At 43.8% G+C, this 13,466-nt stretch carries 11 protein-coding genes; 6 read left to right on the top strand and 5 right to left on the bottom strand.

Annotation, left to right across the window (positions count from 1 at the left end):
- Positions 1-8 precede the first annotated feature (8 nt).
- The 5 genes from leuS (at position 9) to porZ (ending at position 7,935) form a co-directional block, all read left to right on the top strand.
- Positions 9-2,846 (top strand): leucine--tRNA ligase, encoded by a 2,838-nt coding sequence (gene leuS, locus HMPREF9441_RS05645; protein ID WP_008618996.1) that lies wholly within the window; start codon positions 9-11, stop codon positions 2,844-2,846.
- Between the two features lie 70 nt (positions 2,847-2,916).
- Positions 2,917-3,807, top strand: coding sequence for a YitT family protein (locus HMPREF9441_RS05640; protein WP_008618995.1), 891 nt, complete (start codon positions 2,917-2,919; stop codon positions 3,805-3,807).
- A 6-nt stretch (positions 3,808-3,813) separates the two neighbouring features.
- Positions 3,814-4,404, top strand: coding sequence for a non-canonical purine NTP diphosphatase (locus HMPREF9441_RS05635; RefSeq protein ID WP_008618994.1), 591 nt, complete (start codon positions 3,814-3,816; stop codon positions 4,402-4,404).
- Positions 4,405-4,465: 61 nt separating this feature from the next.
- On the top strand, positions 4,466-5,500 hold the full coding sequence (locus tag HMPREF9441_RS05630; RefSeq protein WP_008618993.1) for an acyltransferase family protein: 1,035 nt from the start codon (positions 4,466-4,468) through the stop codon (positions 5,498-5,500).
- A 131-nt stretch (positions 5,501-5,631) separates the two neighbouring features.
- Complete coding sequence (gene porZ / locus HMPREF9441_RS05625) at positions 5,632-7,935, top strand: type IX secretion system anionic LPS delivery protein PorZ (protein ID WP_008618992.1); 2,304 nt, start codon at positions 5,632-5,634, stop codon at positions 7,933-7,935.
- Here the strand turns inward: porZ and HMPREF9441_RS05620 are convergent.
- The 4 genes from HMPREF9441_RS05620 to nadA all read right to left on the bottom strand — a co-directional run bounded on the left by HMPREF9441_RS05620 (position 7,925) and on the right by nadA (position 11,810).
- A complete protein-coding gene (locus tag HMPREF9441_RS05620; RefSeq protein WP_008618991.1) occupies positions 7,925-9,031 on the bottom strand; it encodes a DegT/DnrJ/EryC1/StrS family aminotransferase in 1,107 nt (368 codons plus the stop codon). The genes porZ and HMPREF9441_RS05620 overlap by 11 nt on opposite strands.
- A gap of 435 nt (positions 9,032-9,466) precedes the next feature.
- Positions 9,467-10,417, bottom strand: a complete 951-nt coding sequence (locus HMPREF9441_RS05615) for a GNAT family N-acetyltransferase (RefSeq protein ID WP_008618977.1) — start codon at positions 10,415-10,417, stop codon at positions 9,467-9,469.
- A 14-nt stretch (positions 10,418-10,431) separates the two neighbouring features.
- Positions 10,432-10,818 carry a sugar 3,4-ketoisomerase gene (locus HMPREF9441_RS05610; protein WP_008618975.1) on the bottom strand — a complete coding sequence of 129 codons (387 nt, stop codon included), beginning with the start codon at positions 10,816-10,818 and terminating at the stop codon, positions 10,432-10,434.
- A complete protein-coding gene (gene nadA / locus HMPREF9441_RS05605) occupies positions 10,818-11,810 on the bottom strand; it encodes a quinolinate synthase NadA (protein ID WP_008618974.1) in 993 nt (330 codons plus the stop codon). The genes HMPREF9441_RS05610 and nadA overlap by 1 nt, the downstream gene beginning before the upstream one ends.
- A gap of 458 nt (positions 11,811-12,268) precedes the next feature.
- Here nadA and HMPREF9441_RS05600 point away from each other — a divergent pair, with 458 nt between their 5' ends.
- Positions 12,269-12,799, top strand: a complete 531-nt coding sequence (locus HMPREF9441_RS05600) for an RNA methyltransferase (RefSeq protein WP_021979827.1) — start codon at positions 12,269-12,271, stop codon at positions 12,797-12,799.
- 3 nt (positions 12,800-12,802) lie between these two features.
- Here the strand turns inward: HMPREF9441_RS05600 and HMPREF9441_RS05595 are convergent, their stop codons facing one another.
- Positions 12,803-13,429, bottom strand: a complete 627-nt coding sequence (locus HMPREF9441_RS05595; protein ID WP_008618970.1) for a DUF4294 domain-containing protein — start codon at positions 13,427-13,429, stop codon at positions 12,803-12,805.
- Between the last annotated feature and the right edge of the window lie 37 nt (positions 13,430-13,466).

Below are 13,466 nucleotides of genomic sequence, written 5' to 3'. Positions count from 1 at the left end.
CATATAACATGGAATACAATTTTAGAGAAATAGAGCCGAAATGGCAGAAATATTGGGTAGAGCATCAGACTTACAAGGTTGTGGAAAACAAAGACAAGGAGAAGTTCTACGTACTCAACATGTTTCCTTACCCCAGTGGTGCAGGACTTCATGTAGGACATCCGTTAGGTTACATTGCTTCGGATATTTACGCACGTTACAAACGTCTGCAAGGATTTAACGTGTTGAATCCCATGGGATACGATGCTTACGGACTTCCGGCCGAGCAATATGCCATACAGACGGGGCAACACCCGGCCGTTACCACGGCGGCCAATATCAACCGCTACCGTGAACAGTTGGACAAGATTGGTTTTTGCTTCGACTGGGATAGGGAAGTACGTACTTGCGACCCGGCCTATTACCACTGGACGCAATGGGCTTTCCAAAAGATGTTCGACAGTTATTATTGCAATGACAGGCAGCAAGCACGCCCTATTGAAGAACTGATAAAGGCATTTGATAAAAATGGTACGGAAGGCTTGAACGTGGCTTGTAGCGAGGAACTGCGGTTCACTGCCGACGAATGGAAAGCCATGGACGAAAAGAAACAGCAGGAGACGCTCATGAATTACCGCATCGCCTATTTGGGCGAAACGATGGTGAACTGGTGTCCGAAACTCGGTACGGTACTGGCCAATGACGAGGTAGTGGACGGCGTGAGCGAACGCGGAGGTTATCCCGTCGTTCAGAAAAAGATGCGCCAATGGTGCCTGCGTGTCAGTGCATACGCCCAACGCTTATTGGATGGATTGGACACGGTGGAGTGGACGGATTCATTGAAAGAAACGCAACGCAACTGGATAGGACGCTCTGAAGGCACGGAAGTGCAATTTAAAATAAAAGACAGCGATAAGGAATTCACTATCTTTACCACACGGGCCGACACCATGTTCGGCGTCACGTTCATGGTGTTGGCTCCCGAAAGCGAATGGGTACCGGAAGTTACGACCGAAGCCCAGAAGGCGGAAGTGGAAGCTTATCTCGATGCCACCAAAAAACGTACGGAACGCGAACGCATCGCCGACCGCCGCGTAACCGGCGTGTTCTCGGGTTCGTATGCCGTCAACCCTTTCACGGGCGAAAACATCCCCATTTGGATAAGCGATTACGTGTTGGCCGGCTACGGGACAGGAGCCATCATGGCCGTACCGGCACACGACAGCCGTGACTATGCCTTTGCCAAACATTTCAACTTGCCTATCATCCCGTTGGTGGAAGGTTGCGACGTAAGTGAAGAAAGTTTCGATGCCAAAGAAGGAATCGTAACCAATTCGCCACGCACCGGGGTGACTCCCTATATTGATTTCTCGCTCAACGGACTGACCGTCAAGGAAGCCATTGCAGCCACAAAAGAGTATGTCAAAACGCATGGATTGGGTAGGGTAAAGGTAAACTACCGCTTGCGCGATGCCATTTTCAGTCGCCAACGCTACTGGGGCGAACCGTTCCCTGTATATTACAAAAATCAAATGCCTTACATGATTCCCGAAGATTGCCTGCCGTTGGAATTACCGGAAGTCAGCAAATTCCTCCCCACGGAAAGCGGGGAACCGCCATTGGGACATGCCACGAAATGGGCATGGGATACCGTGAACCGTTGCGTGACGGAAAACTCACGCATCGACCACCAAACGGTTTTCCCGTTGGAACTGAACACCATGCCGGGATTTGCAGGCAGTTCTGCCTATTATCTCCGGTACATGGACCCGAAAAACGACCATGCACTGGTAGACAAGGACGTGGATGCTTACTGGCAAAACGTAGACTTATACGTGGGCGGTACAGAACACGCTACCGGCCATCTGATTTACAGTCGTTTTTGGAACAAATTCCTGCATGACTTGGGTTACAGTTGCAAAGAAGAACCGTTCCAAAAGCTCATCAACCAAGGCATGATACAGGGACGGAGTAACTTTGTGTATCGTATCAAAGACACCAACACTTTCGTTTCGCTAAATATGAAAGACCAATACGACACTACGCCTCTGCATGTGGATGTCAATATCGTATCGGGCGACGTGCTGGACATCGAAGCTTTCCGTAACTGGCGGCCGGAGTATCACGATGCGGAATTTATTCTGGAAGACGGAAAATACATTTGCGGATGGGCCATTGAAAAAATGAGTAAGAGTATGTTCAATGTGGTCAATCCGGATATGATAGTAGAGAAGTTCGGAGCCGACACGCTCCGCCTGTATGAAATGTTCCTCGGTCCGGTGGAACAAAGCAAACCTTGGGACACCAACGGCATCGACGGCTGTCATCGTTTTCTGAAGAAGTTCTGGGCCTTGTTCTACGACCGCACAGGTAATTTCCTGCTCACAGAAGGGGAAGCCAACAAGGAAGCACTGAAATCGTTGCACAAGCTTATCAAAAAAGTCACGGCGGACATCGAAGCTTTTTCTTACAACACTTCTATCAGTGCATTCATGATTTGCGTGAATGAACTTTCTCAACAGAAATGCCATAACCGGGACATTCTTCGCACGTTGGTCATCCTCATGGCTCCCTTTGCTCCGCATATCGCAGAAGAATTATGGCATGCTCTGGAAGAAGCAAATAGCGTATGCGATGCCGAATGGCCGGAATGGAAGGAAGAGTACCTGACGGAAGACAGCATGAAACTGAGCATTTCCTTCAACGGGAAAACCCGTTTCACATTGGACTTTCCTGCAGATGTCGACAATGCTTCCATCGAAAAGACGGTACTGAATGACGAACAAACCCAAAAGTACACGGAAAGCAAGCAAATCGTCAAGGTCATTATCGTGCCGAAGCGTATCGTAAATATAGTATTAAAATAGTGTCAAACCTTTTGGAGACTACTTGTTTTTCAAGTAGTCTCCTACATAAAAATCTTTGTATTCAATAAATATGAAATACTCAAAAGAAGATATTTGGCAAGAAACCAAAGATTACATTAGTCTTTTTATAGGACTTACTATTTATGCGTTAGGATTCACCGCTTTTATCTTACCTTACCAAATTACAACCGGTGGATTATCCGGTGTATCCGCTATCATATACTACGCCACAGGTTTTCCTGTACAATATACTTATTTCTTGGTTAACGCAGCCTTACTTATCGCTGCCATCAAAATTTTAGGCTTCCGTTTCTGTTTAAAAACGATTGTAGGTACATTGGCCCTGACATTCGAATTCGACCTTTTCCAAAAACTTTTGTCTGACGAAAGCGGACAACTTCCTATGATTCTGGGAGATCAGACTTTTATGGCCTGTGTACTTGGAGCTTGCTGCGAAGGAGTAGGGCTCGCCATTGTCTTTTTAAGTAATGGTAGTACAGGAGGAACTGATATCATAGCTGCCATTGTCAACAAATACCGCGACATCAGTTTAGGACGCGCACTTATGTTTTGCGATATTGCCATCGTATCTTCCAGCTATTTTGTATTTCACGAATCGCAAAAAGTAGTATTCGGATTTTGCGTACTCATCATTTCCATGATTATGTTGGACTATTATATGAACAGTGCACGCCAATCCGTACAGTTTCTTATTTTTTCCAACAAATATGACGAGATAGCGGAAGCCATAGGCAAACAACTCGACCGAGGAGTCACCATTCTTAACGGGGAAGGCTGGTACAGCAAGGAACCGAGAAAGGTATTGGTTGTTTTGGCAAAACGACGTGAAGGTATAGAAATATTCCGTCTCATTCACCGTATTGACCCCAAAGCCTTTGTTTCGCAAAGTAATGTAGTAGGTGTCTATGGAGAAGGATTCGATAAATTAAAAATAAAATAACGGAACATGAAAAAACGACTTGTTTTTGCCACAAACAACGCTCATAAATTGGAAGAAATAAGAGCTATCTTAGGTAACAGCATCGAAATATTAAGTCTTGCCGACATCCATTGTCATGCCGACATTCCCGAAACAGCCGATACTCTTGAAGGCAATGCCCGACAAAAGTCACGGTACGTATACGAACATTATGGGTTAGATTGTTTTGCCGATGATACCGGACTGGAAGTAGAAAGCCTTGGAGGGGCACCGGGCGTGTATTCCGCACGTTATGCCGACGGACAAGGACATGACTCTCAAGCCAACATGAATAAACTCCTGAAAGAAATGGAAGAAAAAAATGATCGAAAAGCACAATTTCGCACCATTATCTCGTTAATAGAAAAAGGAGAAGAAAGGCAGTTCGAAGGAATTGTGAAGGGACAAATTACCAGAGAAAAAAGAGGAGAATCCGGATTCGGCTACGATCCTATCTTTCAACCCGACGGTTATGAAACCACATTCGCCGAATTGGGTAGCGACATCAAGAACCGCATCAGCCACCGCGCACGTGCAGTAGCTGCCCTTTGTGATTATCTAAGAAAGAATAATTATTGACTTAAAAAATCCACAGATTATATTCTCAACAAAATGAATTTGCCAAATAAATAAGTATAGAATGGAAAAAGCAAACATAAAATCCTATGATACTTCTCCAAAAATCAGATATGCATGGGTAGATTATGCCAAATTTTTCTCTATATTTTTGGTTGTATCCTACCATATTCCTCACCGCGCTGACGGATACGTAGGAGAATTATTGTCCTTACTGAGAATGCCTGCTTTTTTCATGATAGCAGGATTTCTTTTCAACACAAACAAATTCCATTCACTCAGTTATTTCCTAAAACACAGAAGCATACAATTATTAATACCCTATATATCCTTTTTTACATTTTTCTATATTTCATGGTTACTCTTTGGGCGAGACTGGATAGGAGGAAATGAATTGGATATCCCGCTATGGAAGCCTTTAATGGAATTCGCTTATGGAACCCCCGTAACCATTATTGCCCCATATTGGTTTATTTGCTGCTTGTTCAGTATGCAAATAATCTATTATTTACTCATTCGACAATTTCCTAAACCCATAGTCATAATTATCGTATCGATATGTCCCCTTTTACATTGTATTCCATGGACTTCTTATTTACCTTGGAATTTGTCGGCAGCATTGCTATATATTCCTTTTTATGCTTTTTCCAACATGAACAAGGATTTTATCCAATCTTTGACATCAAAACATATCTTAGGCGCCATCATTGCTTTTTGCATAACACTCGTATGCATACGATATGGTAATTATAGCAATATGATATTCAAAAACATACAGATTGTAATATGCGGCCTTTTAGTAATGCCAATATACACCATTTTCATAAAGGCTTTCTCACATCTGAAAATAGACAAAGCCGTTTCTTTTATTGGCAAAAATACGATTATCATTTTAGCTCTGCAAAATTACATCATTGGATGCTTTAAATTATATTTCAAAAGCATAATAGAGTATGGAGGATATGCTACCAATATAATATTGACTCTATTAACCATCATCATTTGCTGCTTACCTATCAAACTAATCAATTCTTATGTGCCTTTTCTCGTAGGTAGAGGGCCTTACTTTGAAAAGAAACTTAATAAGACGAAGACATGAAGATAAAATTTTCAAGCCTTATAAATATCCATTGTCGAATGAAATCGACAAATGAAAAAAACATCGTAAAGCACAATTTATCAGCATTATCCCGTTAATAAAGAAGGAGTATAAATTTAATAGTAAATCTTATGAATAAATATATTTTATGGTTTATATTCTTTATATATACGACCATTTCATTCGGACAGGCTATCGGTTCTTGGAAAGCTTATCCGGCATTGCAAATATCTACTTATAATATACCGGTAGGACATAAAGTATATTCTCTTTGTAATGGAAATCTTTTCAGTTACAACACCGAAGATACGGAAGTCTACGTGTTCGATAGACTTAACGGATTGCACGACACCAAAATACAATTCATAAGATATAGCAACGCAAGCCAAAAGCTTATTCTTGTATATGAAAACGGAAACATAGACTTAATCTATCCGGACAACGAGGTGGTCAACATGAAGCAATTAAAAGACAAAAACTATTCTAACCTCATCATCAATAATGTTTCCGTAGTAAACGAAAAAGCATATATATGCACGAACTTCGGTATAGTCGTGGTGAATACGGATAAAGAAGAATTCGAAGCTACATACGACTTAAACTTGAACGTATACAGTTGTACGGCAGATGCACATTACATCTACCTTTGTTGTTCGGAAAACGGTTTCAACATAGGCGACTTGAACCTTAACTTATTGGATAAAAACAATTGGAAGCACACCAGCACTAACTTCTTCCACGAACTTACATTCTTCAAAGGTAAACTGATTGGGTATAACAAGAGTACAGGGTTATTCACCATCGACCAACAATATTATACAATCACAGCCTTGGTAAAAGGAGGCTACTCATTTTTTTCTTGCTCCGAAGACGTCATGCTCACCGGAAACTCTTCCCATATTTATCTGTTCAACAACGTCACAGACAAACAGGAAATCAAACAAGACAATCCATTCAATTATTTAGTTTATAACAACGGTACATATTGGGCAAGCCAAGGCATAAAAGGATTGCAACCTTATGTTCTTTCAGGCAAGACACTCTCTGCCACGCAATCTGCCATCCAGCCTAACAGCCCCATCCGCGACTATTTTTGCAACATGCACTACAATGGCAATCGTTTGCTCATTGCCGGCGGAGATTTGAACTATAATAGTATCAACAGAGAAGGCACTATCATGTATTACGACAACGGAACATGGTATAATTTCATTGAAGACAACATTGCGGAACAAACAGGATTGACCTATACCAACATATCCAGCATAGCCCAAGACCCGAATGACCCAACGCATCATTTTGTAACTTCTGCCGGACACGGACTTTATGAATTCAAAGACTTAAAATTCGTACAACGGTTCGACTACACAAACAGTCTGCTGAGAACACTTCAACCAGTACAATCTACTCCAGAAAACTATGTACGCTGCGATGCATTAACATATGACACAGAAGGAAATCTATGGATGGTGAATTGTCAAGTAGACACCGTCTTGACCATATTGAAAAAAGACAATACCTGGACAAGACTGTATTACGAAGAACTTAAAACAGCCCCCAACCTTCCTGATATGTTTTTCGATGACAAAGGAAGACTATGGGTTCTCTCTAAAAGAAATTCTACCAACAAAGCTGGTATTTTCGTATTGGATTACCACGAAACTTTGGAAGACACATCAGATGATATACATATAATAAGGAAAGATATCACCAATCAAGACGGTGTTGAGTATGCTCCATACTATTTCTATAGCTTTGCACAAGACCTCAACAATCAAATATGGGTGGGTACAAGCGAAGGACTCTTCGTCATAGAAGACCCGGACGACTTCATCCAAAACGACGACTTCAGGTTTACCCAAATCAAAATCGCCCGTAACGACGGAACGGACTATGCCGACTATTTGCTCAACGGTGTTAATATCAGCAGCATAGCCATTGACGCAGCCAACCGGAAATGGATAGGGACGGTTGCAGACGGTGTTTACCTGGTAAGTGCAGACGGACAGGAAATATTACAGCATTTCACTACGGACAACTCTCCACTCATATCCGATGAAATACAGAGCATAGCCGTCAATCCGCAAACCGGAGAAGTCATGATAGGTACCTTTTTAGGGCTCGTATCGTATATGAGCGATGCCAATACTCCTGCCACAGAATTAGATAAAAGCAACGTGCGTGTGTATCCCAATCCCGTAAAACCGGACTACAACGGAGTTATCGCAGTAGACGGGCTGACCCTCAATGCTGAAGTCAAAATCACTACCGTCACAGGACAATTGGTATATTCCGGTCGTGCTAACGGCGGTCTGTTCACCTGGAACGGACGGAACCAAAGCGGCAAAAGAGTCTCTTCAGGAGTCTACAATATCATCTCCACCAATGCAGAAGGAAAAAAAGCCATCGTGAACCGCGTCACTTTCATCCATTAAAAGTATTTACGGCAGTTACCACCGAATTGATTTCCTCATCTGTCAATAAAGGAGACATCGGCAAGCTCAATTCCTCACGATGAATACGCTCTGTCACCGGCAATGACAGCGAAGCGTACGCTGACAATGCACCTTGCCGGTGAGGTGGGATAGGGTAGTGTATCAGGGATTGCACGCCATAATGCTCCAAATGTTCACGCAGCCTATCACGTCCGGGAGTGAATATCGTAAAAATATGGAATACATGCGCATCTGTCTCGGTTGCCATTTGTGGCAAAACCATTTCCGGATTCTTTATTTCCTTCATGTATCTGCAAGCTACCCGGCAACGGCGTTCGTTGTCTTCGTCCAACCGCCCGAGCTTCACATTCAAAACCGCTGCCTGCAACTCGTCCAGACGGCTGTTGATACCCACGTATGGATGTACATATTTGGCCGAAGAACCGTAATTGGCCAACATGCGTACCCGCTCAGCCAAATCCTTATCACTGGTCGTGACAGCTCCGGCATCTCCCAAAGCTCCCAGATTCTTACCGGGATAGAAACTGAATCCTGCGGCATCCCCCAAAGCACCGGCTTTCACACCTTGATACACCGCACCATGAGCCTGCGCACAGTCCTCTACCACCAACAAACCGTTTTTACGGGCCGTACGGCTTATCTCATCCATCCGGCACACCCTGCCATAGAGATGCACCACCATGACCGCTTTTGTGCGCACAGAAATCAAATTTTTCACTTTCCCGGGATCTATGTTGCAAGTATCCCATTCAGGCTCGCAAAATACCGGTTTGAGTCCGGCACGCATGACCGCCAATATGGAAGCTATGTAGGTATTTGCCGGCACGATGACTTCGTCTCCCGCCTTCATCCGCCCCATACTGACATAAGCCATAAAGATAAGCGTAAGGGCATCCAGTCCGTTCCCCGTCCCCACGCAATACCCGACCCCGCAATAACGGGCAAACCGCTGCTCGAAAGTCTCCACCTCTTTCCCGAACAGATACCATCCGGAACGTACCACCCGTGCTACAGCCTCCGACAATTCCGGTTCGAAAGAATCATTGATTTTCTTTAAATCCAAATATTTTACCATGACTTTACTTCAAACATTTCAGAAAGCTAATTTACGACTATTTTTCTTTCAGGGAAATTTTTCGAGCTTTTAATTTCCCTACTCACAAATCCCAATCCACCTTCCGGAATCACAAGGAAATTATCATTCACGGAACCTCCATACTCCCTATATGACAAACGGTTAAGGTGAAGGCTTAACACTTTTTATATCATTCAGGCACTGCATTTCCGGTAAAAGCCGGTGAATGCACGGTGAAACCTTCTGTCCCACAAAGTTCACCTTAACCGCTTGTCATCCAAACAGTATGAATGGGTGAAGCTTTTTTCAAGCAAAAAGTCGATTAGGAGAGGAGTTCATAAAGCCCTCAGCACATCGTAAAATCATTCTCAGCAGATCTGAAAATCATTCACAGGAGATTGAAAAATCGTTTGCCGCACAAAATAACACGACTTTTCACACCTCCATTTCGTACGTATCATACACCACTGCCCGTCCGCCGAAACCTTCTTTTTGGAATATCAACCCTTCATTCAATACACGGCCACCTTCCTCCACGGAAGTCCCCATATCAAAGTAAGGAACATCCTTGTATGCCTCGTGAATCAAATAGTGGAACAACAAATCCACGGCTCCGCACGCCCTTCCTTCGGGAGTGGAACCGATATATTGTACATGAACCACCCTTTCCGTCACGTACAACACGCAACCGACCACCGTACGCCCCTCCGCACGACAAACCCTGTACAGCAATATCTGTTGCGGAAACCGGTGATGTAACAACATGATTTCTTCCAAGGTATGCACGGGACGCGACTGGTGGCGTTCCATCAGATTCCCTTCCAATACTTTCCAAAAGGCCGAAAAATCTTCATCACGGCTGATGGACAATCCCTCACGTACGGCGTGCTTCACCTTACGTCGCCGAAGCGTACTGAATCCCCAAGCCGTTGCAGAGGGGATGACCGTGGAAACTTTACGGCCTGACAGGCGTGCCCCGAAGCGGTACAACGCATACAAATCCTCTTCGCTGGGATAACGGGCATATATATAAGGTACGGGTGAGTAAATCCACTTGCCTACCGATGTATACGTCCGTAAATAGCGAAAGATTTCCCCAAACAACTCCAACATGAGCGCAGCCGTCATCTTCTCATCCGTCACGACTCCGCCATACGTCAGTCCACGATGGCTGCAAAACTCCGTCGCCGTACAGTGTGCGGGCAGCAAAGCATGCAGCCGTCCGTCCCTGTAAGCCATAAGGGAGAAGTCTGCGAAACGGTCGGCATGATAATCCATATAACCGCGCATGAAAAGGAAAGTCCCGTTACGGGAATCCCGTACGAAATCGTCCCATTCATCCTTACAGCCATCGCTATACCGCTTTATTTCCCATCTGCTTTCCATCTCCACACCTCCATCTATTCATGAATCATACGCAGAAACTCTTCGTAAGAGTTGATATACATCTCAGGCCGGTAAGGCTGGGAAGACAAGACCAACAACACGGCATCTTCAGAGAAATGCAGCAACTCGTTCCACGTCAGCGGCGGAATGAGCAGCCCCTTGTCCGGTGCGTCGAGCACATACGTCCGCCGTCCGTCCTTGTCTTCCAAGGTTATTGTCACGCATCCTCTCACGGCCACCAAGTACTGATAGGTGATACGGTTAGCGTGCTTGCCGCGTTCATGCCCCTTGGGTACACCGTAAATCCAGTATGCCCGCTTTACTTCAAAAGGCAAATCCTTTCCGGTTTCAGCCACGGTAAGGCTGCCACGTTCATCGGTAAAAGTCTTCAAACGCTTCATTACAATCCTAACTTCTCGGAGATTTCCAACATTCTGTGAATCGGTTTGACAGCCTTTTCCGCCACTTCCGCATCCACTACGATTTCCGGCCACTCGTATTTCAAGGTATTATAGAGTTTTTCCAACGTAATCAACCTCATGTAATTACATTCGTTGCAGGCACACGTACTGTCGTCCGGAGGAGCCGGAATGAAGGTTTTCTCCGGACAAGCCTTCTGCATCTCGTGTAATATGCCGCTTTCCGTAGCCACAATAAATTCCTTTTCTTCATGACGGATGGCATATTTCAGCAATGCTGCGGTAGAACCGACCACATCTGCCAGTTTCAACACAGCTCCTTTACATTCCGGATGAGCCAGCACCTTGGCCTCGGGATGGGATTTTTTAAGTTCCAATATTTTCTCTACGGAGAATTTTTCATGCACGTGGCAAGCTCCGTCCCAAAGCAGCATGTCACGTCCGGTAACGGAATTGATATAGTTGCCAAGATTCCGGTCCGGACCGAAAATGATCTTTTCATCAGAAGGGAAACTTTCCACAATCTGGCGGGCGTTGCTCGAAGTGACCACCACATCCGTGACAGCCTTGGTGGCAGCCGTAGTATTGACGTACGAGATGACCGTATGGCCGGGATGAGCTGAAACAAACCGGGAGAATTCATCCGCTGGACAACTTTCGGCCAGCGAACAGGTGGCATTCAAATCCGGAACCAAGACCTTTTTGTCAGGACAGAGAATCTTATTGGTCTCTCCCATGAAATGCACACCGCACATGACGATGATATCCGCTTCGGTCTTGGCAGCTTTTTGAGCCAGTGCCAGACTGTCTCCCACGAAGTCAGCCAAATCCTGGATGATTCCTTCCGTATAGTAATGCGCCATGATGACGGCATTCTTCTTCCGGCAAAGTTCCCTGATCTCACTTTTCAAATCAAGCTCCTTTGCTATGGGTTCATCCACAAACCCCTTGTCTATCCACTCTTTCTTAACCATATATATATTATTAATTCTTATTTCTATTTTTTGAAAAAATCTAATGTAAATGATGATAGGCTGTTGATAGTGTCGATAAAAAAGAAGCCTGAAACTTGTTTTTTAAGTTATCAAAGCGGGGTATCGGGTAATATATCACTTTTCAACATGAGCCTTGGGTCTCTTATTCTTTAAACTGAATGCATTATCGTATGTTCTTTATCGTTTTTAACGAGTTGTTCATAACCTACAAAGTTAAAAACTTTAGGGGAAAAAGGCTGCATAAACCTGATGAAAATACGGTTTAAAGTTCATTTCTATCTTTTACTAATTTATTTGGTGGTTTGAAATATTCCTGTAACACTACTGAATTTCTAAATCCAAAGTTTCTTTTTAATAATCTGTTTACGATTTGTGAACGAGTTATCAAGTAGTTTTTATGGGTTTTATTATCTTTGTGAACAAATATGTTGAAAGCAATGAGAAAACTTAAAATAACGGAACTGAATAGAATCTCTACCGAAGAATTCAAGACGGTTGAAAAACTTCCTTTGATTGTGGTACTGGACCATGTAAGAAGCTTATATAATGTAGGTTCCGTATTCCGCTCGTCCGATGCTTTTAGGGTAGCATCCGTGTATCTGTGCGGAATTACAGCCACTCCGCCGCAAGTGGAAATCCATAAAACGGCATTGGGGGCGGAAGATTCCGTGAATTGGGTATATTATGAGCGTACGCAAGATGCGGTGGAGCATCTTAAGGCCGAAGGTTACGAAGTTTGGGCTGTGGAACAGGTGGAAGGTAGCATTATGTTGCAGGACTTCCAGCCGGATAAAGCAAAAAAATATGCCATTATATTAGGAAATGAAGTGAAAGGTGTGCAACAAGAAGTTGTCGACCAGTGCGACGGGTGTATAGAAATACCTCAGTTCGGGACGAAACATTCTCTAAATGTTTCTGTTACGGCCGGGATATTGGTGTGGGAGTTTGCCCGTAAGATGAAGTTGTGAACATTATAATGTACCAGCTTCCACCATTCTTACAACCCGTTCCGTCAGCCGGTCGTCGGCTTCTGGATCATAGTCTTTTTTTAGGCTGGCTCCGAATATGCTGGCAAACGTTTGGTAGAATCCGGCTTTGAAAGGGCCGAAAAAGGCTTTCACTATTTCGAAAGAACTTTGGTTGCATTCGCGGTTCACTAACTTGATGAGCAGTTTCCCCTGTGAATAAGTCAGCTTTTTCATTTGTGGGGTATATTGCTTTTTTATACCTTTCTCTACGGCTCGTATGTGAGCGTCTTTTTCTTTTTTAGTAGGTAGTTTTTCCAGATACTCATAAGTTTCGGATATGGTCTGATTAACCATTTTAGCAATGGGAAGTGTTTTTTTTACGTTATAAACCAATTTGTTATACCGCATGGCTTCCCTTTTGTTCTTAAACTTCAGTGGGGGATATACCGGTAGTTCGGGCATGATAATCACGGTGATGGAGTCGCCTTGATAGAACTCCTTCTGTACTTTTTTGTAAAACACGACTTTTATTCTCGGTTCTCCATCAATAGGAACAAACTCGTCCTGGGCTTCCACTTGCAAAGTAAGAGCACCTAATAAGAACAATATGATAAGCCTGTATATTCCCATATCCGCTGCAAAAATATAAATTAAAAACTTTCATCGC

Source organism: Paraprevotella clara YIT 11840 (genome assembly GCF_000233955.1).
Classification (GTDB): Bacteria; Bacteroidota; Bacteroidia; order Bacteroidales; family Bacteroidaceae; genus Paraprevotella; species Paraprevotella clara.
This window is presented reverse-complemented; position numbering and strand designations above follow the sequence as displayed.

Coding starts and splice junctions, on each gene's coding strand:
- HMPREF9441_RS05640 (WP_008618995.1), top strand. CDS start 2,917: ATGAAATACTCAAAAGAAGATATTTGGCAAGAAACCAAAGATTACATT.
- HMPREF9441_RS05620 (WP_008618991.1), bottom strand. CDS start 9,031: ATGGTAAAATATTTGGATTTAAAGAAAATCAATGATTCTTTCGAACCG.
- HMPREF9441_RS05600 (WP_021979827.1), top strand. CDS start 12,269: ATGAGAAAACTTAAAATAACGGAACTGAATAGAATCTCTACCGAAGAA.
- HMPREF9441_RS05595 (WP_008618970.1), bottom strand. CDS start 13,429: ATGGGAATATACAGGCTTATCATATTGTTCTTATTAGGTGCTCTTACT.
- nadA (WP_008618974.1), bottom strand. CDS start 11,810: ATGGTTAAGAAAGAGTGGATAGACAAGGGGTTTGTGGATGAACCCATA.
- HMPREF9441_RS05615 (WP_008618977.1), bottom strand. CDS start 10,417: ATGGAAAGCAGATGGGAAATAAAGCGGTATAGCGATGGCTGTAAGGAT.
- leuS (WP_008618996.1), top strand. CDS start 9: ATGGAATACAATTTTAGAGAAATAGAGCCGAAATGGCAGAAATATTGG.
- HMPREF9441_RS05630 (WP_008618993.1), top strand. CDS start 4,466: ATGGAAAAAGCAAACATAAAATCCTATGATACTTCTCCAAAAATCAGA.
- HMPREF9441_RS05635 (WP_008618994.1), top strand. CDS start 3,814: ATGAAAAAACGACTTGTTTTTGCCACAAACAACGCTCATAAATTGGAA.
- porZ (WP_008618992.1), top strand. CDS start 5,632: ATGAATAAATATATTTTATGGTTTATATTCTTTATATATACGACCATT.
- HMPREF9441_RS05610 (WP_008618975.1), bottom strand. CDS start 10,818: ATGAAGCGTTTGAAGACTTTTACCGATGAACGTGGCAGCCTTACCGTG.